Below are 21,741 nucleotides of genomic sequence, written 5' to 3'. Positions count from 1 at the left end.
TCGAGGGGGGCGCGGCCCCCCTCGCCCCCTACCGCGGCAGCGTCGCCGGGCTTCCGCCGTTGGCCTCGTAGCCCGCGACCGCCAGGGCGCGGTAGACCGCGTAGCTTGCGGCCGGGTCCTCGTCGAGGGTCCAGGGGAGGGCGCCCACGTGGCCGTCGATGTGGATGACCTGGTCCATCGCCTCGCTCCAGCGCTCCGAGCGGACCAGGAAGAACAGCAGCATATGGCGGACGTGCGCCAGCATCGGGTCGTCGGAGCGTGCCGAGTGCACCGCGTACAGGGCGCCCTCGACGGCCTTGGTGACGTCCTCGCTCCGGTAGAACGTGCGCACCAGGTTCACGTCCGGCAGATGCTCGTGCACCGCGAACAGCGGGAGCGCGGCCAGCAGCGAGCCGCGCGGCGCGCGCGCCGCGGCGGCCTGCGCGAAGGAGTCGGCGAGCTGCTTGGAGCCGTGCCACTTCTCGCACCAGTAGTGCAGCGCCGCGAGATGCGCCCCCATGTGGGCGGGCGCACGGTCCAGGATCTTCAGCCAGAGCTGCTCGAACCGCTCGCGCGGATACCCGAGCCCGCGCGCCACCGACAGCTCGACGAGATACGGCACCGGGTCCCCCGGCGCGAGCAGCGCCGCCTCGCCGCACGCCCGCGCCGCCTCCTCCAGCGTGATGCGGAACTCGTCCGTACCGGCGGAGCCCGACCGCCACGCCTGCTGGACCAGGAACTCCGCGTGCACCGCCGCGGCGCCCGCGTCCTTCGGCGCTTCGAGGCGCCACACCCGCAGCCACTGGCCGCCCGGGGTCTCGCTGACCCCGCCGGGCCGCCCGGCCAGTTCGAGCGAGGCGGCGCCCGCGAACGCCTGCACCCGCTGCCAGCGGGTCTCGCTCCCCGCGTCGGTGCCCGCGAGCAACTGGGCGGCGCCGCGGTAGTCGCCAGTGCGCTGCACCAGGTCGAGCGTGTCCATCAGGTCCTGGTCGGGGCCCGGCACCCGGATGTCAAGCTCCTCCTGGCGGGCGAAGCCGTAGTCCGCGGGGTCCGCGGCGTCGGGCGAGCCGGGGACCGCGAGCCGGATTCCGCCCCGGCCGCGCCGCAGCACCGGCGTGAGGACCGCTCCCAGCATCACGAACGCGATCAGCACCCACACAATCTCCATGACACCAGCGAACCAGACCGGTCCGACAATTGGCGAACCGCCCGCCCCGCGACGGCCTCACCCGTCGCTGCGCACCGTGTCACAGCAAGTACCCTCGGCCCCATGACCGACATCCACACCGGGCACGGCTTCGAGACCGTGGCGATCCACGCGGGCAACACCGCCGACCCGCGCACCGGGGCGGTGGTCCCGCCGATCTACCAGGTCTCCACGTACAAGCAGGACGGCGTGGGCGGGCTCCGCGAGGGCTACGAGTACAGCCGCAGCGGCAACCCCACGCGCACCGCCCTTGAGACCAACCTCGCCGCGCTCGAAGGCGGCCGCAGGGCCGTGGCCTTCGCCTCGGGGCTCGCCGCCGAGGACTGCCTGCTGCGCACCCTGCTGGCCCCCGGCGACCACGTCGTCATCCCCAACGACGCGTACGGCGGCACCTTCAGGCTCTTCGCGAAGGTCGTCTCGCGCTGGGGCGTCGAGTGGTCGGTCGCCGACACCTCGGACCCGGCCGCCGTGCGCGCCTCGATCACCGAGCGCACCCGGCTGATCTGGGTGGAGACGCCGTCGAACCCGCTCCTCGGCATCACCGACATCGCGGCGCTCGCCGAGGTCGCGCGCTCCGCCGGGGTGCGCCTCGTGGTGGACAACACCTTCGCGAGCCCCTACCTCCAGCAGCCGCTGGCGCTCGGCGCCGACATCGTCGTGCACTCCATGACGAAGTACATGGGCGGCCACTCCGACGTGGTCGGCGGCGCCCTCGTCGTCGCGGACACCGCGCTCGGGGACGAACTCGCCTACCACCAGAACGCGATGGGCGCCGTCGCCGGGCCCTTCGACTCCTGGCTGGTGCTGCGCGGCATCAAGACCCTGCCGGTGCGCATGGACCGGCACGGCGAGAACGCGTCGCGCGTCGCCGACATGCTGACCCGCCACCCGCGCGTCACCCGCGTCCTGTACCCCGGCCTGCCCGAGCACCCGGGGCACGAGACCGCCGCCAAGCAGATGAAGGGCTTCGGGGGGATGGTGTCGTTCCAGGTCGAGGGCGGCGAGGAGGCGGCGGTGCGGGTCTGCGACCGGGCCCGTGTCTTCACCCTCGGCGAGTCGCTCGGCGGCGTCGAGTCGCTGATCGAGCACCCGGGACGGATGACGCACGCCTCCGTCAGCGGCTCCGCCCTCGAAGTCCCCGCGGACCTGGTGCGGCTCTCGGTGGGCATCGAGTCCGCCGACGACCTGATGGCCGACCTCAAGCAGGCCCTCGACTGAGCCGCGCACCGGCCGATGCCGCCCGGCCGGTGCCTCACCAGCCGGTCAGCGGCGGCGTGACGTCGGACGGCGGCGGTCCCTCCCAGGGGCGCGCCCACAGCGCCCACACGGCGAACGCCACCGCCGCGAGGCACAGCAGCGCGAACAGCACCCGGCGGGCGGCCCTGCGACGGCGCAGCAGCCGCTCGCCGCGGCGCGCCGCCGCGTCGCCGAGCCCCGGCGGCACCGCCGCGGGCCCGCCCGCGTCAAGCAGCGTCCGCACCGCCGCCTCCCGCCGCTCCGCGCGGCTCACGACGGCACCACCTTCGCGAGCCCGGGGGCGGCGGCGGGCGGGTCGAGCACCGTCGTGAGCGCCCGCTCGTACAGCGCCCGTACGCGCTCGGGCGCCAGGCCCACCAGGGCCGCGGTCTGCTCCTCCGCCACGCCCTCGTAGAGCCGCAGCACCAGGATCAGCCGCTGCCGTGGGCCGAGCCGGAAGAGCACGCCGCGCCCCGCGCCGTCGGCGCCGCGCGGCGCGGGCAGCAGGTCGCGCCAGGCGCCGCGCGTGTAGCGCTGCGTGAGCTGCCGCCTGGTGTGGTCGTACGGGTCCTCGCCGCGCAGCCGGTCCCAGGCCGCCATGGTGGCGGCGAGCGCGCCCGTCAGCAGCGCGGTCGCGCGCGGCGCCCGGCCCGGCACCTCCGCCGTGAGCAGCGTGGCGGCATGCAGCAGCCGCCCTGCCGCGCCCGCGACGTACGCCTCGAACTCCCGGGCCCGGCGGGCGTCCTGGGACGCGCGCCGTCCGCTCACCACGCCTCCGTCGCCCGTACGGGGGAACTTCTCCGCCCGGGACGCTCGGGGCACCGGGGGAGAGGCAACGTACAGAAACTTCCCGCAATCTCAGGCCAGAAGGGGACGTCCGGTCAAGGGGCGCGGCACAAGTCGGCGGGACGGACGCGGGGTTCGGCCCCGAGGGGCGTCGGGGGGCCGGACGCCGGGGTCCGTACGAGGCGTCCGTACGAGGCCGGTCGCGGTCAGGAGCCGGACGGCGCCACCTGCTGCCGCGACGAGCCCGCTTCTCCCGTGGTGCCCGCCGCGCCTGCCGTGTCCGTCGCGTCCTGCTGGGGCGGCGCGGCGGCGCCCTGGCGGGCGGAGAGGGCGGCGTTGAAGCGGGTGAGCAGCGCGCAGAACTGGGCGCGCTCCTCCTGCTCCCAGTCCTCGGTGAGCTGCGCCATCAGGGTGCGCCGCGAGGAGCGCACCTCTTCCAGGCGCTCCAGGCCGCGCGGCGACAGTTCGAGCACGACCGCCCTGCCGTCCTCGGGGTGCGAGGTCCGCTTCACCAGCCCCGCGTCGACCAGCGGCGCCACCTGGCGGGTCACCGTCGAGGAGTCGATGCCCATGCTCGCGGCGAGCGCCTTGACCCCCATGGGGCCCTCGTTGTCGAGTCGGTTGAGCAGCAGGTACGCGGCGCGGTCCATGGTGCCCCGCAGTTGTCCCACCCCGCCGAGCCGGGTCTGTTCCGCGCGGCGCGCGAACAGCGCCACCTGGTGCTGGAGGGTGTCGAGAAGGCCGGTGTCTCCGGCAGTCGTCATGTCCATCGACATTTCCTGTGTTGTGGGCATGGCCGGGGCTCACTTCGTGCGAAGACTGATGGTGCCTGATGGTTGCAGGACAGGGTACGCGGCCGCGGTGCGGGGTGTACCGGACCGGTGCAAACCCGGACGGGTACGCGGGCGCCGCCCGGCGGCCGCGGCCGGGAGGCCGCCGCGGGCCGCGGCCGCGGCGAGCTGCCAGACTGGTCGCCATGAACTACCGCCTCGCCGGATCGCCTTCCCAGGTCACCCTCGACGACGTACGCGGCGCCAGGAAGATGCTCTCGGGGGTGGCCAGGGTCACCGCCCTCGAAGGCAGCAGGCACCTGTCCGCCCTCGTCGGCGCCCCGGTCCACTTCAAGTGCGAGAACCTCCAGCGGACCGGCTCCTTCAAGGTACGCGGCGCGTACGTGCGCATCGCGGGGCTGCTGCCCGAGCAGCGCGCCGCGGGCGTCGTCGCGGCCAGCGCGGGCAACCACGCGCAGGGCGTCGCGCACGCCTCCTCGCTGCTCGGGGTGCGCTCCACCGTCTTCATGCCGGTCGGCGCCCCGCTGCCCAAGGTCGCGGCCACCCGCGAGTACGGCGCGGACGTACGGCTGCACGGGCAGGTGGTGGACGAGACCCTGGCCGCCGCGCAGGAGTACGCGGAGCGCACCGGCGCGGTCTTCATCCACCCCTTCGACCACCCCGACATCATCGCGGGGCAGGGCACGGTCGGCCTGGAGATCCTGGAGCAGTGCCCCGAGGTGCGCACCATCGTCGTCGGGGTCGGCGGCGGGGGGCTCGCCGCGGGGGTCGCCATCGCGGTCAAGACCCTGCGGCCCGACGTGCGGATCGTGGGGGTGCAGGCGGCCGCAGCCGCGGCGTACCCGCCGTCGCTGCGCGCCGGGCGTCCGGTGTCGGTGGAGGCCGGGGCGACCATGGCGGACGGGATCAAGGTGGGGCGTCCTGGCGAGGCGCCGTTCCGGATCATCGCCGACCTGCTCGACGAGGTGCGCACGGTCACCGAGGACGAACTCTCCAGCGCCCTGCTGCACTGCCTGGAGCGCGGCAAGCTCGTCGTGGAGCCGGCCGGTGCGAGCCCCGTCGCGGCGCTGCTCGGCGACCCCGGCGCGTTCGAGGGCCCGGTGGTGGCGCTGCTCTCCGGCGGCAACGTCGACCCGCTGCTGCTCCAGCGCATCCTGCGGCACGGCATGTCGGCGGCGGGCCGCTACCTGGCGGTCAGGCTCCGCCTCACCGACCGTCCGGGCGCCCTCGCCACGCTGCTCGCGGTGCTCTCGGCGACGGACGCCAACGTCCTGGACGTCAGCCACGTCAGGACCGACCCCAGGCTCGGCCTGACGGAGGCGGAGGTGGAGGTCCATCTGGAGACCAAGGGACCCGAGCACTGCGCGGAGGTCGGCGGGGCGCTGCGGGCGGCCGGGTACCGGGTCACCGGATAGGCCCCCCGTTCCTGCGCCCTGTCGGCGGGGGCCGGAGCGCTGTCCTCCGCCTCGGCGCGACGGCCGGCGTTCCCGCCGTTGTCAGAGGTCGGTGTTAGGTTCCGGCGGCATGGAGACGACCCGACAGCCGCACGGACCCGCGGCGCGGCGGCAGCGCTGCCCCGCGTCCTGGCGGTCAGTCGGCGCGGGCCTGCCGGAAGGCGTTCCTGACCTCGTCGACCAGCGGGCCTGGCTGCTCAAGGCCCGGGTAGTGCCCGCCGTACTCCATCTCGTGCCAGCCGATGAGGTCGCGGTAGCGGCGCTCCGCCCAGCGCCGGGCGACGGGGAAGGGCTCGCCGGGAAAGAGCGTGCAGGCCGTGGGCACGGTCACCGGCAGCGCGTTCTCCGCCTCGGCACCGCGTGGCGTCCAGCGCAGGGCCTCCCAGTACCAGCGGGCGGCGGAGGCGCCGGTACGGGTGAACCAGTACAGGGCGATGTCGTCCACCTGCTGTTCCAGGGTGACGCCGCCGCCCGCCTCCGGACGGGTGTCCGAGAAGCCGACCAGCGCCTGGGCCAGCCAGGCGGCGAGCCCCGCGGGGGAGTCGAGCAGCGAGTAGCCCAGCGTCTGGGGGAGCATCCCCTGGGCGATCACATGGGTGGGTCCCGTCCGCATGAACGCGTCCCGCCTGGCGATCATGCGTTTCTCGGCCTCGTCGGCGGTGGCCAGGTCCTCGGGCAACGGCGACGCGATCGGCATGGTCAGATGCAGGGCGGCGACCCTGTCGGGCGCGAGGCGCGCCAGCTCCGTGCCGATGAACGCGCCCCAGTCGCCGCCGTGCGCCCCGAAGCGCTCGTAGCCGAGCCTGGTCATCAGCTCGGCCCAGGCGCGTGCGGTGCGGCCCGGGTTCCAGCCGCGCTCCCCCGGCCGCCCGCTGAAGCCGAAGCCGGGCAGCGCCGGTACGACGACGTCGAAGGCGTCTGCGGCGGAGCCGCCGTGCGCCACCGGGTCGGTCAGCGGCCCGACCACCGTCTCGAACTCCAGCACCGAGCCGGGCCAGCCGTGGGTCAGCACGAGCGGAAAGGCGTCGGGCTCGGGCGAGCGCACATGCCAGAACGCGATGTCCAGGCCGTCGAGTTCGGTGCGGAAGTGCGGTATCGCGTTCCAGCGCGCCTCCAGGGAGCGCCAGTCGTGCTGCCGCCAGGCGTCCAGCAGGCTCCGCAGCCGTTCGGCATCGATGCCCTGCGTACCGTCGCGCACCGTCTCCGCTTCCGGAAGCCGCACGCGGGCGAGCCGCTCCCTCAGGTCCTCAAGATCGCTCTCGGGCAGGCGCACAGGAAAGGGCTCGATTTCCGTCATGAACGCCATGCTAGGAGCGGGCTTGCGCCCCCTCCAAGGTACGAAAGGACCACCTGCCGGCCCCTCGGGGCTGCCCGCACGGCGGGTTCCGCGGCGCCGTCCCACCCCCACGGGAACACCCTGGCGCCCACGCGCCCCACCGCATTGAGGAAACGCGATACATCGCGATACTCTGTGCCCTCTCGGCTCGCTCGGCCCCCCACCGCGGGCGAGTCCCGCATGTCCGCGGTTTCGTAGGAAGTCACCCCACGCGGGGCGACCCGAACACTTGGAGAACTCATGCCAGGCGCCATCTACGCCGAGGCTCTGGTGAAGACCTTCGGCGACGTCAGAGCGCTGGACGGAGTCGATCTCGACGTCCCCGAGGGCACCGTCCTCGGCCTGCTCGGCCCCAACGGCGCCGGGAAGACCACCGCAGTGCGCTGCCTGACGACCCTGCTGCGTCCCGACAGCGGCAAGGCGTTCGTCGCGGGCGTCGACGTCCTCGCCAACCCGACCGAGGTGCGCCGCTCCATCGGCCTCTCCGGCCAGTTCGCGGCCGTCGACGAGTACCTGACGGGCCGGGAGAACCTGCACATGGTCGGCCAGCTCTACCAGATGCGTTCGAAGGCGGCCAAGGCCCGCGCCGACGAGCTGCTGGAACGTTTCGGGCTCGCCGACGCCGCCGACCGTACGGCCAAGACCTACTCGGGCGGCATGCGCCGCAGGCTCGACCTGGCGGCGGCCCTCGTGGTCTCGCCGCCCGTCATGTTCATGGACGAGCCCACCACAGGGCTCGACCCGCGCAACAGGCAGGCCCTCTGGGAGGTCATCCAGGAGCTGGTCGCCTCCGGCACCACCCTGCTGCTGACCACGCAGTACCTGGAGGAGGCCGACCGCCTCGCGCACGACATCGCCGTCGTCGACCACGGGCGCGTCATCGCCCGCGGCACCTCCGACCAGCTCAAGGCCCGTATCGGGGGCGAGCGCGTCGAGGTCGTGGTGCACGAGAGCGAGCACATCCCCACCGCCGACGAACTGCTGCGCGGCTACGGCAAGGGCGACACCACGGTGGACACCCACACCCGCAGGCTCACGGTCCCCGTCACCGGCGGCGCCAAGCTGCTCGCGGAGATCATCAGGGACCTCGACGCCCGGGGCATCGAGATCGACGACATCGGCCTTCGCCGCCCCACCCTCGACGACGTGTTCATCTCCCTGACCGGCCACGCCGCCGAGGACGGCACCACCGCGGGCGCGGCCGACGACCCGGACGGCCCGGACGGCCCGGACGGCGGAGAAGACGCCATCGGCGGAACGCACAGCGACAGCGGGACGCACAGCGACAGCGGAACGCGTGACGACAAGGAGAACGACCAGTGAGCGCCGCCACCGAGACCGCGGGCACCGGGGCCCCCAGGGCGCAGGGCGGGCGGCTCGCCCAGTCCGTGCGGGACTCCCTCGTCATCGCCCGGCGCAACCTGCTGCGGATGACCAGGATTCCCGAGGTCGTGCTGTTCGGCCTGATCCAGCCGGTCATGTTCGTCATCCTGTTCACCTACGTCTTCGGCGGGTCCATCCAGGTCGGCGGCACCACGAGCGCGGGGGTGTACAAGAACTTCCTGATGGCCGGGATCTTCGCCCAGACCGTCACCTTCGCGACCGCGGGCGCGAGCGCCGGTATCGCCGAGGACATGCACAAGGGCCTCGTGGACCGCTTCCGCTCGCTGCCCATGACCAGGGGCGCGGTCCTCACCGGGCGCACCGTCGCGGACCTCGTGCAGACGGCCCTCACGCTGCTGGTCCTCGCGGTCGTCGCGCTGCTCGTGGGCTGGCGCCCGGGGTCGGCGAAGTCGGTCAACATCGGCGAGATTCTGGGCGGCTTCGGGCTCCTGCTGCTGCTCGGCTACGCCTTCACCTGGATCGGCGCGCTCATCGGGCTCTCCGTGCGCACCCCGGAGGCGGCGACCTCGGGCGGCCTGGTCTGGCTCTTCCCGGTGACGTTCATCTCGAACGCGTTCGTCGACTCCAGCCAGATGACGCCCTGGCTGCGCCACATCGCCGAGTGGAACCCGTTCAGCGCCACTGTGCAGGCGTGCCGCACGCTCTTCGGCGACCCCGGGGTGTCCCCGTCGAGCGCCTGGCCGATGCAGCACCCGGTGTGGGCGTCGCTGCTCTACTCGCTGTTGATCCTCGTCGTCTTCCGCACCCTCGCGGTCCGCAAGTACCGCAGGGCCGAGGGGTGACGCGGGCCGCGGGGGGACGCGCGGCGCGCGGGGCCGGGGCATGACACGGCCGCCGGGTCCGTTCCGCGGCTGCGGGGCGGGCCCGGCGGCCCGGGTGCGGGAGGTGCCGTCCTGAGGGCGGTCGGCCGGTGTACGGCTCAGCCGGTGTACGGCTTGGCCGCCAGGATGCGCACCGAGGCGGTCTTGCCGTTCGGCAGCTCGTACTCGGCGTCCTGGCCGACCTTCTTGCCGTTCACACCGACCCCCAGCGGGGACTGCGGTGAGTACGTGTCGATCTCGGAGCTGGCGTACTCGCGGGAGGCCATGAGGAACGTCAGGGTGTCGTCCTCGTCGCCGTCGAAGGCGATGGTGACGACCATGCCGGGCTCCACCACACCGTCGTCCGCGGGGGGCTCGCCGACCTTCGCGTTCTCCAGGAGCTGAGTGAGCTGGCGCACCCGTAGCTCCTGCTTGCCCTGCTCCTCCTTGGCCGCGTGGTACCCGCCGTTCTCGCGCAGGTCGCCCTCCTCGCGCGCCGCCTCGATCTTCTTGGCGATCTCGATGCGCGCGGGACCAGACAGGTACTCCAGCTCCGCCTTGAGCTGGTTGTACGCCTCCTGGGTCAGCCAGGTGACGTTCTCGCTGGTCTGGGTCACAGGTGCTCCTCGTAGGTACTGGGAATACAAAGCATCGCCCTACCCGGAAGCATGTTCCCTCACGGGTGGGCGAAACCACGAGCCTAACAATTGCGAAGCCGAAGGGGGAGGACATAACCGATCAGAATTGCGTCAGCCCAGCCCAGGCCGGTGTTCCTGGCCACGGCCTGGCACTGACCGTGGGGCTCGAAGAATGGGGCGTGAGGGGCGTGAGCGCGGCGTGCGCGGGGCGTGCGGGGAACGGGGGCGGAGTGCGAGGGGGGTGCGAGCGGGCGCGCGGCGGCTCAGTCGGCGTGGCAGCCGACCAGCTCGGCGCTGGTGCCGCGCGCCGTCGTGCGCAGGGTCACCACCTTGTCCACCCGCCCGGAGTCCTGGTCGAAGCGGAAGTCGGCGCGGCCGACCTCGGTGCCGTCCGCCGAGCGCGAACGCAGCGTGCAGTAACCGTGCGTGTCCGCGTCCTTGCGGACCTCCAGGTGGACGTCGACGGCGCTGTCCGAGGTGACCTTGAAGGCGATCACCTCGCCCGACACCTTCTGGCCCGCCACGTAGTGGTAGCCGAGCCAGCCCACCAGGGCGAGGAGCGCGACCCCGAGCACCGCGCCCACCGCCCGCAGCCGCCGATCGGCGTGGCGGTCCCGGGACCGTCCGTAACGGTCCTTGGGCACCTCCTCGCGCACCGCGCTCATGATCGCCTCCCGGCCGGAGTCCGGGACCCGGTCCCGGGATTAATTCGCCCCCCGATTCGGTCACTATAGAAGCCGCTTTCCGCGACGAATCAATGAGGATCGACCTTGACTGAGCAGCTACGACTGATGGCCGTTCACGCCCACCCCGACGACGAGTCGAGCAAGGGCGCGGCCACGATGGCCAAGTACGTGTCCGAGGGGGTGGACGTGCTGGTCGTGACCTGCACGGGTGGCGAGCGCGGCTCCATCCTCAACCCCAAGCTCCAGGGCGACCCGTATGTGCAGGAGCACATCCACGAGGTGCGCAAGAAGGAGATGGACGAGGCGCGCGAGATCCTCGGTGTGCAGCAGGAATGGCTGGGGTTCGTCGACTCCGGGCTGCCCGAGGGCGACCCGCTGCCGCCGCTGCCCGAGGGCTGCTTCGCGCTGGAGGACCTGGACAAGGCGGCGGGCCGTCTGGTGCGCTCCATCCGCTCCTTCAGGCCGCAGGTCATCACGACCTACGACGAGAACGGGGGCTATCCGCATCCCGACCACATCATGACCCACAAGATCAGCATCGTGGCCTTCGAGGGTGCCGCGGACACCGAGAAGTACCCGGAGGCCGAGTACGGCCCCGCGTACCAGCCGCAGAAGCTCTACTACAACCAGGGTTTCAACCGCCCCCGCACGGAGGCGCTGCACGAGGCGCTGCTCGCGCGCGGCCTTGAGTCGCCGTACGCGGACTGGCTGAAGCGGTGGGACGAGTTCGAGCGCATGGAGCGCACGCTCACCACGCACGTGCCGTGCGCCGACTTCTACGAGATCCGTGACAAGGCGCTGATCGCGCACGCCACCCAGATCGACCCCGACGGGGGCTGGTTCCGGGTGCCGATGGACATCCAGAAGGAGGTCTGGCCCACCGAGGAGTACGAACTGGCGCGCTCCCTGGTCGAGACGAGCATCCCCGAGGACGACCTCTTCGCGGGCGTCCGCGACAATGCATGACATGACCGCAAGCCTGGCACTGACGCACCTCGCCCCTCTGGCCCCGCTGGCCAAGGAGGTCGACGAGAACAAGGTGACCCCCGGGGTCCTCGGCTTCATCGTCTTCGCGGTGATGGCGGTGGCCGTGTGGGCCCTGATGAAGTCGATGAACCGGCATATGGGCAGGGTGGAGTTCAAGGAGAAGGACGCCCCGGCGGAGAGCCGTGAGGGCGCCGAAGGCGCCTCAGGTGCCGGGGACGGCGGGGGTGCCGGGGGTGTTGAAGGCTCCGGTGGGGCTGCGGCTGCCGCCGGGAAGGGGGGATCGGGGGGCAGGCGGTAGCGCCTGCGGGTTTTCTGGGGGGTGAGCCGCGGATTCCGGGTCCCGGTGCGGCCGGGGGTGGCTGGGTGCTGTCCCCGGGCCGCGGGCGCGTTCGGGGCCGTCGCCCCGGGGTGGGCTTGAGCTTCGTTACGGGCCTCGGGGCGGGTGCGTCGTGTCGCCGGGGCCGGGGTGGGCTCGGCACCGCCGGATCGGTGCCTTGTGGTCGGGCGCCGTCGCGGCGGAAATGAGGGGGCCTCGCGGCCCCCTCGGCCCCTCAGCGCCCCGACCCCTCAGCTCTCGGGGAAAGCCGCCCCCGTCAGCTCCTGCGAGACGTGCCAGATGCGGCGGGCCTGCTCGGGGTCGCGGAGGCGTGAGTAGAGCTTCTGCCGGCCGGGAGGGCCGCCCGTGTGTCCCGGGCCGCGTGGCCCGTAGAAGGCGCCGCGCTCGGCGTCGGGGGAGGTGGCGGCGTAGAGGGCGGGGAGCTGGGCGGTGTGGACCGTCCCGACGAGGATGCCGCGTGCCGACAGCGCCCGGATGAGGCGCACGCTCCTGGTGTCCCGGTCGCGTCCGACCTCGGGGCGGGCGGCGAGCAGGCTCGTCGGCGCGACCCCCGGGTGGGAGAGGTTGCTCGTGACGCCCCAGCCGTGGGCCCTGCTGCGCCGGTCGAGTTCGAGGCCGAAGAGCCCGAACGCGATCTTCGACTGGCTGTACGCCTTCATGCCGTCGTACGAGCGCTCCCACTGGAGGTCGTCCCAGTTGACGGCGCCCTGGTTGGCCGCGACGCTGAGCTGTGAGGTCACGCGCGCGTGCCCGGCGCGCAGCAGCGGCAGCAGTTGGGCCACCAGCGCGAAGTGGCCGAGGTGGTTGGTGCCGAACTGAAGCTCGAAGCCGTCCGCGGTCGTCTGCCGGGCCGGCGGGGTCATCACCCCGGCGTTGTTGACGAGGAGGTGGATCGGCAGGCCCGCCTCGCGCAGGGTCCCGCCGAGGGCCCTGACGGAGGCGAGCGAGGCCAGGTCGAGGTCGTGGAGCGACACCCTCGCCTGCGGGGCCGCCCGGCGGATCGCGGCGAGCGCGGCCTTGCCCTTGCGCAGGTTGCGGACGGGCAGCAGCACGTCGGCCCCCGCCGCGGCGAGCCTCGTCGCGAGGCCGAGCCCGATGCCGTCGCTCGCCCCGGTGACGAGGGCGCGCCTGCCGGACAGGTCGGGGAGGGTGATGTCGATGGGTTTGCGTGGCATGTGCTCACTCCCGGGTCGGATCGTCCCCACCACCCTCGGGGAGTACGGCGGCGCCGTTCAGGGCCGCTCGATCCACTGATCGGGAGGTCCTGGCTCCGGGGCCCGGCTTAGGGACCCACCGGCACCGTGCCATGGCCCGTGTCGTCGGGGCGGCGGCCGGTGCGGCCCTCAGGGGCGGATCGACGATCCGTGGCTGCCGCGCCGCCCCGGCGGTACAAAGGGGCGGAGAAGGAGGTACGCACGGTGACGGAACCACGCGCAGTCCCAGAACCACGCACGGTGACGAAGGCGCGTACGACGCTCGACAGGCCGGGACTCGCGGCGTTCCTCCGGCACCGCAGGGAGTCGCTGCAACCCGAGGACGTCGGCCTCCCGCGCGGGCAGCGCCGCAGGACGAGCGGGTTGCGGCGGGAGGAGGTGGCCGCGCTGTGCCATATGTCGGCCGACTACTACGCGCGGCTCGAAAGGGAGCGTGGCCCCCGGCCGTCCGAGCAGATGATCGCCTCCATCGCGCAGGGCCTCCACCTCTCCCTCGACGAGCGCGACCACCTCTTCAGACTGGCCGGGCAGAGCCCGCCGCCGCGCGGCGCGGACAGCGAGCACATCAGCCCGGGGCTGCTGCGCATCCTCGACCGGCTGCACGACACCCCCGCGGAGGTCGTCACGGAACTCGGCGAGACGCTGCGGCAGACCCCGCTCGGCACCGCGCTCACCGGCGACCTGACCGGCTTCAGCGGTCCGGCCCGCAGCCTCGGCTACCGCTGGTTCACCGACCCCGCCACCCGGCGGCGCTACGCCCCCGACGACCATGCGTTCCTCTCCCGCGTGTTCGTCTCGGGGCTGCGTGGGGCGGCGACGCTGCGGGGCCCCGGTTCCCGCGCGGCCCAGTACGCCGATCTGCTGCTCGCGCGGAGCGAGGAGTTCCGCCGGGTGTGGGACGAGCACGAGATCGGCGTCAGGCCCCGCGAGATGAAGCACTTCGTCCACCCGGAACTCGGCGCCCTGGAACTGGCCTGCCAGACCCTGCTCGACCCGGACCAGCCCCACTTCCTGCTCGTCTACACGGCCGTCCCCGGCAGCGAGAGCCACGAGAAGCTGCAACTGCTGCCCGCGGTGGGGGCGGGGACGCCGGGCTGACCCGCGCTGCCCTGGGTTGACCGGGGTTGACCTGCATTGGGGGCGCCGCAAAGTCCGGCGGGGGAGCGGTCCCGGGCCGCGTCGGCCTCCTGACGTCGTGCGCGGCCCCTGGCGTGCGGAACTCCCCGCTCTTCATGGAGAGTTCGCCGCCCAGCGAGGCGGGCTCCGCGTCGTCCGGGTGCAGGCCCGCGGACAGCCGCAGTTGCCCCACCACGTCCCCGGCCTTGGCGTATGCCGAGTATTGCCCGGTCCCCACAGCGGTGCCTCTCCCTGCCGGTGATAGCTCCACCGGACATAGAAGAAGTGGGTGTCTGGCTAACCCCGCGCGCCCGGCGGACTCTCGAACCGTCCTGATCGGCGACTTCCCCACCCCTCAGGCACCACACCGCCCGGCAGGGCTCCCACACCGCCTTTGGAAAACGCCATGACCGTCACCGTCAGCACCTCCCAGGCCCCGGAATCCCTCCCCACACCCGCGCGCCAGGACCGCCTCCCGGTCAGGGCCCTTGTCGGCCTTTTCCTGGCCGGGTTCGTCAGCATCCTCACCGGGTGCCTTCCGGCCGGTCTGCTGCCGAAGATGAGCGAGACGCTCGGCACCAGCGTCTCGCTGACCGGCCAGACCGTCACCCTCTACGCGCTCGCCACGGCCCTGGGCGCGATTCCGCTGGCCAGGGCGACGGCCACCTGGCGGCGCAAGCACGTCCTCCAGCTCGCGCTGGCCGTCGTCGCCGTCACGAACGCGCTCACCGCGCTGTCCGGTGACTACACGCTGACCATGGTGCTCCGCTTCGTCACGGACCTGCTCTCCTCCGTGGGGATGGCCGCCCGGACGGGCCGGGTCCTGTTCACCTTCGGCGTCACCTCCGTGCTCGGCGTGCTGGGCGTCGGCGCGCACATCGACCGGCACCTGCGCGGGCTCACGGTGGGCAGCACCGTGCTGTTCGGCGCCGGGGTCCTCGTCCTCGGCGCGCCGTCCGGGGCGCCGGTCCTGGTGTACGCCGCGGTCGCCGGGTGGGGCTTCGCGTTCGGCGGCTCCCCGAGCCTGTTCGTGGGGGCGGCCATCGACGCCACCAGGGACGCCGCCGACGTCGCCCAGTCGATCACCATCACCGTCTTCTCCGCCTCCATCGCCGCGGGCAGCCTCCTCGGCGGGCTGCTGCTCGCCGGCCCGGGCACCGCCTCGCTGACCTGGGCGGCCCTGGCACTCCTCGTCGCCGCTGCCGCCACCGTCATCGGCGGCAGGCGGCACGCCTTCCCGCCGAACGGCTGACGCCGCGACACACACCGCCTCGATACGAACAAACCCGGCAAGCAAACGAAAGTGACACACGGCATGAGCACCACCGACCCGGCATCCACCCCCCGCACCCGAACCGGCCACTGCCTGTGCGGCGCGATCAGCTACCGCTTCGACGCGCAGCCCGAGGCGGTCGTCCTGTGTCACTGCGGCCACTGCCAGCGCCACACCGGGTCCGCGTTCTCCGCGAACGTCCTGGTGGCGCGCGACTCCCTGGACATCGAGGGAGCGCCGAGGTCGTACCGGACCACGGGGGCGGAGAACGGCGACCTGCGCGACCGGCTCTTCTGCGGGGACTGCGGCACGCCGATCCTCACCGTCCTGCACGAGCGGCCCGATCTCATGATCGTGAAGGCCGGCACCCTCGACGACACCACGGGCCTCGAACCCTCCGCCGAGGTGTGGCGGCGCCGCGCCCAGGACTGGGTCAAGCCGGGCGAGGGGCGCGCACAGTTCCCCGGCGACGCGAAGTAGGGGCAGCGCCCACGGGAACCCCGCCCCCGACAGGCGCGATTTCCCCACGCACAAGAAATCCACGTACAGAAAAGCCACGCACAAGAAGGCAGGGCCCCATGAGTTTTCAGACGATCAATCCGGCCACCGGTGAACTGGTGAAGGAATTCCCGCTCCAGTCGGACGACGAGGTCTTCGCGGCCCTGGAGACCGCGGACCGGCGCTACCGCGAGGACTGGAAGTTCCGGCCGGTCGCGGAACGCGCCCGTATCGTCGCCCGCGCGGCGCAGATCCTGCGCGAGAAGCGGGACGAGTACACGGAGTACCTGACCCTCGAAATGGGCAAGGTCACCCGCTTCGGCTACTTCGAGGTCGATCTCGTCGCCGACATCCTCGACTACTACGCCGAGCACGGGGAGCGGTTCCTCGCGGAACAGGAACTGCCGGGCGAGCCCGGCGCCCGGCTGATCACCGAACCGATCGGCGTCATCCTGGCGATCGAGCCGTGGAACTTCCCCTACTACCAGCTCGCCAGGGTCGCCGCGTCCCAACTCGTCGCGGGCAACGTGGTCCTGATGAAGCACGCCGAGAGCGTCCCGCAGTCCGCCCTGGCCTTCGCCAGGCTCTTCGAGGAGGCCGGCGCCCCCGAGGGCGCGTACACGAACCTCTTCTGCGGCATCGAGCAGATCGGCGCGCTGATCGACGACTTCCGGGTACGGGGCGTCACCCTCACCGGCAGCGAGCGGGCGGGCGCCTCGGTCGCCGAGCGCGCGGGACGCAACCTCAAGAAGGTGGTCCTGGAGCTGGGCGGCAGCGACCCGGCGCTGATCCTGGAGGGCGCGCCGCTCGACCACGCGGTCGAGCAGGTCGTCATGGGCCGCACTTACAACTCGGGCCAGGGCTGCGTCAACATCAAGCGCGTCATCGTGGTCGGCAGGGAACGGGGCGAGCGGATGCTCGCCGCGCTGAAGGAGCGCTTCGCCGGGATCAAGGTCGGCGACCCCAAGGACGAGGAGACCCAGGTCGGCCCGCTGTCGAGCGAGCGCGCCCTGGACGGACTGCTCCGGCAGATCCAGGAGGCCGAGGAGGCCGGCGGCCGCATCGTGCACGGCGGCAACCGGGTCGACCGGCCCGGCTTCTACCTCGAACCCACGATCATCACCGACCTCACCGAGGCCAACCCGCTCTTCCACGAGGAAGCCTTCGGGCCCGTGCTGTCCTTCTACGTCGTGGACAGCGAGGAGGAGGCCGTCCGGCTCGCCAACGCCACCCGCTTCGGCCTGGGCGGCTACGTCTTCGACGCCGACGTCGACCACGCCCGGCAGGTGGCCGCCCGTATCGAGTCCGGGATGGTGTACATCAACTCCTGCTTCGCCGACTCGCCGAGCCTGCCCTTCGGCGGCGTCAAGAACTCCGGATACGGCCGCGAACTGGCCGAACTCGGCATCGGAGAGTTCCTCAACCGCAAGATGGTGCAGGTCACCCAGTAGCCCCGCACCCTCCGGCCCGGGCGCGGGAGCGGGACCAGGCCGCGCCGACCGGCCGCCGAGGGCGCGGGGCCCTCGGCGGGGGCGGGCCAGGAACGTGCGACGATGTCGACATGAACCGACTTGCCGATGAGCAGTCGCCCTACCTCCTCCAGCACGCCTCCAATCCTGTGGACTGGTGGCCATGGGGAGAGGAGGCGATGAAGGAAGCCGAGCGGCGGGACGTGCCCATTTTCTTGAGTGTGGGCTATGCGTCCTGCCACTTATGGCTTCCGTGAATTCACTGGTGCCACGTTCTCGCCCACGAGAGTTTCGAGGACGAGGAGACCGCGGCGTTCATGAACGAGCACTTCGTCTCCGTGAAGGTCGACCGGGAGGAGCGGCCCGACGTCGACGCCGTCTACATGGAGGCGGTGCAGGCCGCCACCGGGCGCGGCGGCTGGCCCATGTCGGTGTTCATGACACCGGAGGGTGAGCCGTTCTACTTCGGCACGTACTTCCCGCCCGCGCCCCGCCAGGGCATGCCCTCGTTCCGCCAGGTCCTCGACGGCGTACGGGCGGCGTGGGCGGACCGGCGCGGCGAGGTCGGCGAGGTCGCCTCGAAGATCACCCGGGATCTGGCCGCCCGCGAACTCGACCGGGGCGAGGGCGGTATGCCGGGCGAGGCGGAACTCGCGCAGGCGCTGCTCGGCCTCACCCGTGACTACGACCCCGCGACCGGCTGGCTCGGCGGCGGCGACACCCTCTTCCCGCCCAGTATGGCCGTCGAGTTCCTGCTGCGGCACCACGCACGCACCGCCTCCCAGGGCGCCCTCGACATGGCGGAGGGCATCTGCGCCGCCATGGCGCGCTCCAGCCTCTACGACCAGCTCGGCGGCGGCTTCCACCGCTACGTCCTGCGCCAGCGCCCCGGCGGGCCCCTGGTCCCGCACTTCGAGAAGATGCTCTACGACAACGCCCTTCTCGCCCGGGTCTACGCGCACCTCTGGCGGGCCACCGGTTCACCGGAGGCGCGCCGGGTCGCGCTGGAGACCGCCGAGTTCCTGGTGCGCGACCTCGGCACCGCGGACGGCGGCTTCGCCTCCGCGCTCGACGCCGACAGCCCCGAGCACGCCGACGGCACCGGGCGGCACGTCGAGGGCGCGTACTACGTCTGGACGCCGCGGCAGCTCGCCGCCGTCCTCGGCGAGGACGACGGCGAGTTCGCGGCCGGGCTGCTGGCCGTGACCGACGAGGGCACCTTCGAGGAGGGCGCCTCCGTGCTCCAGCTCCCGCGCACCCCCGAGGGCCCCGAGGCCGAACGGTTCGCGGACGTGCGGCGGCGGCTGCTCGCGGCCCGCGGCGGGCGTGCCGCGCCCGACAGGGACGACAAGGTCGTCGCCGCGTGGAACGGCCTCGCCGTCGCCGCGCTCGCCGAGATCGGCGCCCTCTTCGAACGGCCCGACCTGCTGGACGCCGCGGTCGCCGCGGCCGACCTGCTGGTCCGTGTCCACCTGGAAGAGCCGGCGGAGCGGGCCGGGGGCGGCCTCACCCGCACCTCGCGCGACGCCGTGCCCGGCGCCAACCCCGGCGTCCTTGAGGACTACGCCGATGTCGCCGAGGGCTTCCTCGCGCTGGCCTCGGTCACCGGCGAGGGCGCGTGGCTGGACTTCGCCGGGCTGCTCCTCGGGCATGTGATGACCCGCTTCAGGGGCCCGGGCGGCACGCTGTACGACACCGCGTCCGACGCGGAGCGCCTTATCCGCCGCCCCCAGGACCCCGCGGACAACGCCACCCCCTCCGGCTGGAACGCGGCGGCGGGCGCCCTGCTCTCCTACGCCGCGGCCACCGGGAGCGCCGAGCACCGCACGGCCGCCGAGGAGGCGCTCGGGGTGGTGAAGGCGCTGGGCCCGCGGGTGCCGCGGTTCGTCGGCTGGGGCCTCGCGGTCGCGGAGGCCGCGCTCGACGGGCCCCGCGAGATCGCCGTCGTCACACCCGCCGACGGCACGGCGGACGACCCCCTGCGGCGCACCGCGCTGCTGGCCACCGCGCCCGGCGCGGTCCTCGCGCTCGGCACGGAGGGCTCGGGCGAGCTGCCGCTGCTCGCCGACCGCCCGCTCAGGGACGGCCGTGCCACGGCGTACGTCTGCCGCGGTTTCGTCTGCGACGCGCCGACCACGGACCCCGCCGACCTCGCGGCGAAGGCGGGCAGCCGGATGGAGTGAGGGGCCCCACCGGGGGAGCGGCGGGGCGGCCTTGCACCCCCGGTGGCGGGGCCGGTCGCCCCGGCGTGCGGCGGGTCACCCCGTCGCGGGGCCGAGACTCCGCCACGGCCCGGGCCACGATCCGGTCGGGACTGGCCTGGTGCGCGCCCCGCCAGTACACCCGTCCGCAGGGCCCTGCACTGGGCGAACACGTCGTACGGGCGCATGGCGAGCGCCGGGTCGTCCGATGTCCGTGGCCTCGTGTGTCCGTGGCCTCGTGCGCGGCGTCCACGCGTCGGACGGCCCGCCGCGCCGGGCGGGTGGGCGCCGCACGGTTCCGGGGCCCGTTTCCTAGAGGCCGAGGCCGTTCTCGAAGGCGGTCAGGGTGCGCTCGACCAGGTCTGTCAGGTCGTCGCGGTGCCCGCGCTCCGCCCAGTAGAGGGTGGTCTCCAGGAGGCCGGCGACGATGCCCATCGCGAACGCCCTGACCTCCAGGTCGTCCTCCGCGCGGCCGGTGCGCTCGGCCAGCGCCCGGCAGATCATGCGGCCGGTCAGCGACATGCTCTCCAGCATCCTGGAGCGCACGGAGGCGACCTCCAGCATGAGCTGGGTGCGCAGCTTGGTGATCTCGGGTTCCTCGTGGAAGCCGAGGGGGAGCGCCTGGCGCATCACGGCGCGCAGCGAGTCGAAGACGGACTCGTCGGAGGGCCGGTTCAACAACTGCTCTTCGAGCAGCGGGTCGAACTCGTCCGAGATGACGATGTCCTCCTTGGTGGGGAAGTAGCGGAAGACGGTGCTCGGGGAGACCTCCGCCAGCTCGGCGATCCGCTCGACGGTGGTGGCCTCGTAGCCCTGCTCGTCGATCAGCCGGTAGGTCGCGTCGCGGATCGCGATCCTGGTCTTGATCTTCTTGCGTTCACGCAGGCCGACGGGTTGGTCGCGCCCCGGGGCGGGCGCGGGAGCGGGGGTACGCGGGGACGTCATACGGTTCATTGTCCGCCACCGGCACACGCCCGGGCCATGTCCGCGACCACACCGGTTGTACGGGGCATGTTTCCGCGCCGCCCGGCTCGGACGCCGCCGCCCGGATGTGCCGTGGCCTCGGGCGCCGAGGCATCGGGGTCGCCCGCCCGGCGAGCGCCGCGGGCAGCCCGCCGACGTGGAGCCGGTCGCGGAACGCGGCCGTGAGCACGCTGCCGGGCAGCGCGAGCCGTGTTCCTGGGGCTGGTGTCTCCGGTGCCGGTGCCGGTCTCTCGTGGGTGGGGGTGGTGTGGTTCATGGGGCGGGGGCGGTGTGGTGCGGCCGCTCTGATCTGTGGCTTATCAGTACGCCGCTACCATGCCGCCCATGACCGCGCCCGTCCCCGACGTACCCCCGGACGCCATGGCGTCCCCGGAGCCGTCCTCCGTCACGGCCGACGCGGGCCGTGCACTGCCCGGCCAGCCGCTCGCCGCCGCCGCACGTGTGCTGCCGCATGTCAAACCGAAGCTCCGCGGGTGGCTGCACGCCGGGATGTTCCCTGCCGTGCTCGCCGCGGGGCTGATGCTCACCGCACTCGCCGACTCCCCGCGCGGGCGCATAGCCTGTGGGATCTACGTGCTGACGGCCTGTCTGCTGTTCGGCGTGAGCGCGATATACCACCGGGGGAACTGGTCGCCGCGGGCCAACGGCATCCTGCGCCGGCTCGACCACGCCAATATCTTCCTGATCATCGCGGGCACCTACACGCCGCTGACGATGCTGCTGCTGCCGAACTCCAAGGGCACCTGGCTGCTGTGGGGCATATGGGGCGCCGCCGCGGCCGGGATCGTGTTCCGGGTGTTCTGGGTGGGTGCGCCGCGCTGGCTCTACACCCCCTGCTACATCGCGATGGGGTGGGCGGCCGTCTTCTTCCTCCCCGACTTCCTGCGGGCGGGCGGTATCGCCGTGCTGGTCTGCGTGGTCGTGGGCGGGCTGCTCTACAGCGCGGGCGGCGTGGTCTACGGCATCAAACGGCCGAATCCGTCGCCGCGGTGGTTCGGCTTCCACGAGGTCTTCCACTCGTTCACGCTGGTGGCGTTCGCCGTGCACTACGTGGGGATCTCGCTGGTGGCCTACCAGCACGTGTGATCGCTTCCGCGATCTTCGGCCGCGTGCGGTGCTTGATTTTGGCGTGTCGTCGGGGGTGCGGTGGGTTCGGCACCGCCGGTCCGCGCCGTCGTGGTCGCGCGCCGTCGCGGCGGTTCTGAGGGGCGCGCCGCGCCCCTCGCCCCGGGGTCTGAGGGGCGGCAGGCCCCTAGGGCGTGTCCGCAAAGTCAGGGTAGCCACAGTCGTAGGCAGGCGAGGGTGACCAGGGCTTGGTAGTGGCGGGCGCGTTTGTCGTAGCGGG

Annotated in this window: 20 protein-coding genes and 2 pseudogenes; 12 read left to right on the top strand and 10 right to left on the bottom strand. The window is 72.9% G+C overall.

The window, feature by feature from the left end:
- Nucleotides 1-28: 28 nt before the first annotated feature.
- A complete protein-coding gene (locus ACIBIW_RS28480) occupies nucleotides 29-1,147 on the bottom strand; it encodes a hypothetical protein (protein ID WP_399339990.1) in 1,119 nt (372 codons plus the stop codon).
- A gap of 102 nt (nucleotides 1,148-1,249) precedes the next feature.
- Between ACIBIW_RS28480 and ACIBIW_RS28475 the strand changes: the two genes are divergently transcribed.
- Nucleotides 1,250-2,404, top strand: coding sequence for a cystathionine gamma-synthase (locus tag ACIBIW_RS28475; protein ID WP_399339988.1), 1,155 nt, complete (start codon nucleotides 1,250-1,252; stop codon nucleotides 2,402-2,404).
- A 34-nt stretch (nucleotides 2,405-2,438) separates the two neighbouring features.
- On the opposite strand, the gene ACIBIW_RS28470 is transcribed toward ACIBIW_RS28475, so the two are convergent.
- The 3 genes from ACIBIW_RS28470 to ACIBIW_RS28460 form a co-directional block, all read right to left on the bottom strand.
- Nucleotides 2,439-2,696 carry a hypothetical protein gene (locus ACIBIW_RS28470; protein WP_399339986.1) on the bottom strand — a complete coding sequence of 86 codons (258 nt, stop codon included), beginning with the start codon at nucleotides 2,694-2,696 and terminating at the stop codon, nucleotides 2,439-2,441.
- Complete coding sequence (locus ACIBIW_RS28465; protein WP_399339984.1) at nucleotides 2,693-3,190, bottom strand: sigma factor-like helix-turn-helix DNA-binding protein; 498 nt, start codon at nucleotides 3,188-3,190, stop codon at nucleotides 2,693-2,695. Before ACIBIW_RS28465 ends, ACIBIW_RS28470 begins: the two co-directional genes overlap by 4 nt.
- A gap of 224 nt (nucleotides 3,191-3,414) precedes the next feature.
- A complete protein-coding gene (locus ACIBIW_RS28460) occupies nucleotides 3,415-3,984 on the bottom strand; it encodes a MarR family winged helix-turn-helix transcriptional regulator (protein WP_399340276.1) in 570 nt (189 codons plus the stop codon).
- A gap of 200 nt (nucleotides 3,985-4,184) precedes the next feature.
- Here ACIBIW_RS28460 and ilvA point away from each other — a divergent pair, with 200 nt between their 5' ends.
- Nucleotides 4,185-5,414: a threonine ammonia-lyase gene (ilvA, locus tag ACIBIW_RS28455; protein ID WP_399339982.1), complete on the top strand. Its 1,230-nt coding sequence runs from the start codon at nucleotides 4,185-4,187 to the stop codon at nucleotides 5,412-5,414.
- Between the two features lie 175 nt (nucleotides 5,415-5,589).
- Here the strand turns inward: ilvA and ACIBIW_RS28450 are convergent, their stop codons facing one another.
- Entirely contained in the window at nucleotides 5,590-6,750 is a 1,161-nt protein-coding gene (locus tag ACIBIW_RS28450; RefSeq protein WP_399339980.1) for an epoxide hydrolase family protein, read from the bottom strand.
- 279 nt (nucleotides 6,751-7,029) lie between these two features.
- Between ACIBIW_RS28450 and ACIBIW_RS28445 the strand changes: the two genes are divergently transcribed.
- Together ACIBIW_RS28445 and ACIBIW_RS28440 are read left to right on the top strand one after the other, a co-directional pair.
- The gene (locus tag ACIBIW_RS28445) at nucleotides 7,030-8,112 is read left to right on the top strand and encodes an ATP-binding cassette domain-containing protein (RefSeq protein WP_399339978.1); all 1,083 of its coding nucleotides are present in this window, start codon (nucleotides 7,030-7,032) and stop codon (nucleotides 8,110-8,112) included.
- The gene (locus ACIBIW_RS28440; protein ID WP_399339976.1) at nucleotides 8,109-8,975 is read left to right on the top strand and encodes an ABC transporter permease; all 867 of its coding nucleotides are present in this window, start codon (nucleotides 8,109-8,111) and stop codon (nucleotides 8,973-8,975) included. Before ACIBIW_RS28445 ends, ACIBIW_RS28440 begins: the two co-directional genes overlap by 4 nt.
- Before the next feature lie 137 nt (nucleotides 8,976-9,112).
- Here the strand turns inward: ACIBIW_RS28440 and greA are convergent, their stop codons facing one another.
- Entirely contained in the window at nucleotides 9,113-9,610 is a 498-nt protein-coding gene (gene greA / locus ACIBIW_RS28435; RefSeq protein ID WP_399339974.1) for a transcription elongation factor GreA, read from the bottom strand.
- A gap of 284 nt (nucleotides 9,611-9,894) precedes the next feature.
- A complete protein-coding gene (locus ACIBIW_RS28430; protein WP_399339972.1) occupies nucleotides 9,895-10,296 on the bottom strand; it encodes a DUF4307 domain-containing protein in 402 nt (133 codons plus the stop codon).
- Between the two features lie 105 nt (nucleotides 10,297-10,401).
- On the opposite strand from ACIBIW_RS28430, the gene mca reads away from it, so the two are divergent.
- On the top strand, nucleotides 10,402-11,283 hold the full coding sequence (gene mca / locus ACIBIW_RS28425; protein WP_399339970.1) for a mycothiol conjugate amidase Mca: 882 nt from the start codon (nucleotides 10,402-10,404) through the stop codon (nucleotides 11,281-11,283).
- 1 nt (nucleotide 11,284) lies between these two features.
- Complete coding sequence (locus tag ACIBIW_RS28420; RefSeq protein WP_399339968.1) at nucleotides 11,285-11,602, top strand: hypothetical protein; 318 nt, start codon at nucleotides 11,285-11,287, stop codon at nucleotides 11,600-11,602.
- 269 nt (nucleotides 11,603-11,871) lie between these two features.
- Here ACIBIW_RS28420 and ACIBIW_RS28415 read toward each other — a convergent pair whose 3' ends face one another.
- Nucleotides 11,872-12,816, bottom strand: a complete 945-nt coding sequence (locus ACIBIW_RS28415; protein ID WP_399339967.1) for an SDR family oxidoreductase — start codon at nucleotides 12,814-12,816, stop codon at nucleotides 11,872-11,874.
- Nucleotides 12,817-13,059: 243 nt separating this feature from the next.
- On the opposite strand from ACIBIW_RS28415, the gene ACIBIW_RS28410 reads away from it, so the two are divergent.
- Nucleotides 13,060-13,953 carry a helix-turn-helix transcriptional regulator gene (locus ACIBIW_RS28410; protein ID WP_399339965.1) on the top strand — a complete coding sequence of 298 codons (894 nt, stop codon included), beginning with the start codon at nucleotides 13,060-13,062 and terminating at the stop codon, nucleotides 13,951-13,953.
- A gap of 88 nt (nucleotides 13,954-14,041) precedes the next feature.
- Here ACIBIW_RS28410 and ACIBIW_RS28405 read toward each other — a convergent pair.
- Nucleotides 14,042-14,164 (bottom strand): annotated as a pseudogene (locus ACIBIW_RS28405) (transcriptional regulator); the annotation flags it as partial.
- Nucleotides 14,165-14,377: 213 nt separating this feature from the next.
- Here ACIBIW_RS28405 and ACIBIW_RS28400 point away from each other — a divergent pair.
- The 4 genes and pseudogenes from ACIBIW_RS28400 (at nucleotide 14,378) to ACIBIW_RS28385 (ending at nucleotide 19,394) form a co-directional block, all read left to right on the top strand.
- Nucleotides 14,378-15,223 carry an MFS transporter gene (locus ACIBIW_RS28400; RefSeq protein WP_399339964.1) on the top strand — a complete coding sequence of 282 codons (846 nt, stop codon included), beginning with the start codon at nucleotides 14,378-14,380 and terminating at the stop codon, nucleotides 15,221-15,223.
- A gap of 63 nt (nucleotides 15,224-15,286) precedes the next feature.
- Nucleotides 15,287-15,724, top strand: a complete 438-nt coding sequence (locus tag ACIBIW_RS28395; protein WP_399339962.1) for a GFA family protein — start codon at nucleotides 15,287-15,289, stop codon at nucleotides 15,722-15,724.
- 98 nt (nucleotides 15,725-15,822) lie between these two features.
- Complete coding sequence (locus ACIBIW_RS28390; RefSeq protein ID WP_399339960.1) at nucleotides 15,823-17,193, top strand: NAD-dependent succinate-semialdehyde dehydrogenase; 1,371 nt, start codon at nucleotides 15,823-15,825, stop codon at nucleotides 17,191-17,193.
- A 110-nt stretch (nucleotides 17,194-17,303) separates the two neighbouring features.
- Nucleotides 17,304-19,394: pseudogene (locus ACIBIW_RS28385) on the top strand (thioredoxin domain-containing protein).
- Nucleotides 19,395-19,724: 330 nt separating this feature from the next.
- Here ACIBIW_RS28385 and ACIBIW_RS28380 read toward each other — a convergent pair.
- Nucleotides 19,725-20,357, bottom strand: coding sequence for a TetR/AcrR family transcriptional regulator (locus ACIBIW_RS28380; RefSeq protein WP_399339958.1), 633 nt, complete (start codon nucleotides 20,355-20,357; stop codon nucleotides 19,725-19,727).
- A 354-nt stretch (nucleotides 20,358-20,711) separates the two neighbouring features.
- On the opposite strand from ACIBIW_RS28380, the gene ACIBIW_RS28375 reads away from it, so the two are divergent.
- A complete protein-coding gene (locus ACIBIW_RS28375; RefSeq protein ID WP_399339956.1) occupies nucleotides 20,712-21,482 on the top strand; it encodes a hemolysin III family protein in 771 nt (256 codons plus the stop codon).
- Nucleotides 21,483-21,741 lie beyond the last annotated feature (259 nt).

It is taken from the genome of Streptomyces sp. NPDC050560 (assembly GCF_044457285.1).
Classification (GTDB): domain Bacteria; phylum Actinomycetota; class Actinomycetes; order Streptomycetales; family Streptomycetaceae; genus Streptomyces.
Note: the sequence above shows the minus strand (reverse complement) of the source record. Positions and strands in the feature narration are given on the sequence as shown.

Excerpts from the sequence above, each read along its gene's own strand:
- ACIBIW_RS28480 (WP_399339990.1), bottom strand. The coding sequence starts at position 1,147 with ATGGAGATTGTGTGGGTGCTGATCGCGTTCGTGATGCTGGGAGCGGTC.
- ACIBIW_RS28475 (WP_399339988.1), top strand. The coding sequence starts at position 1,250 with ATGACCGACATCCACACCGGGCACGGCTTCGAGACCGTGGCGATCCAC.
- ACIBIW_RS28460 (WP_399340276.1), bottom strand. The coding sequence starts at position 3,984 with ATGTCGATGGACATGACGACTGCCGGAGACACCGGCCTTCTCGACACC.
- ilvA (WP_399339982.1), top strand. The coding sequence starts at position 4,185 with ATGAACTACCGCCTCGCCGGATCGCCTTCCCAGGTCACCCTCGACGAC.
- ACIBIW_RS28450 (WP_399339980.1), bottom strand. The coding sequence starts at position 6,750 with ATGACGGAAATCGAGCCCTTTCCTGTGCGCCTGCCCGAGAGCGATCTT.
- ACIBIW_RS28445 (WP_399339978.1), top strand. The coding sequence starts at position 7,030 with ATGCCAGGCGCCATCTACGCCGAGGCTCTGGTGAAGACCTTCGGCGAC.
- ACIBIW_RS28430 (WP_399339972.1), bottom strand. The coding sequence starts at position 10,296 with ATGAGCGCGGTGCGCGAGGAGGTGCCCAAGGACCGTTACGGACGGTCC.
- ACIBIW_RS28420 (WP_399339968.1), top strand. The coding sequence starts at position 11,285 with ATGACCGCAAGCCTGGCACTGACGCACCTCGCCCCTCTGGCCCCGCTG.
- ACIBIW_RS28415 (WP_399339967.1), bottom strand. The coding sequence starts at position 12,816 with ATGCCACGCAAACCCATCGACATCACCCTCCCCGACCTGTCCGGCAGG.
- ACIBIW_RS28400 (WP_399339964.1), top strand. The coding sequence starts at position 14,378 with ATGACCGTCACCGTCAGCACCTCCCAGGCCCCGGAATCCCTCCCCACA.
- ACIBIW_RS28395 (WP_399339962.1), top strand. The coding sequence starts at position 15,287 with ATGAGCACCACCGACCCGGCATCCACCCCCCGCACCCGAACCGGCCAC.
- ACIBIW_RS28390 (WP_399339960.1), top strand. The coding sequence starts at position 15,823 with ATGAGTTTTCAGACGATCAATCCGGCCACCGGTGAACTGGTGAAGGAA.
- ACIBIW_RS28380 (WP_399339958.1), bottom strand. The coding sequence starts at position 20,357 with ATGACGTCCCCGCGTACCCCCGCTCCCGCGCCCGCCCCGGGGCGCGAC.
- ACIBIW_RS28375 (WP_399339956.1), top strand. The coding sequence starts at position 20,712 with ATGCCGCCCATGACCGCGCCCGTCCCCGACGTACCCCCGGACGCCATG.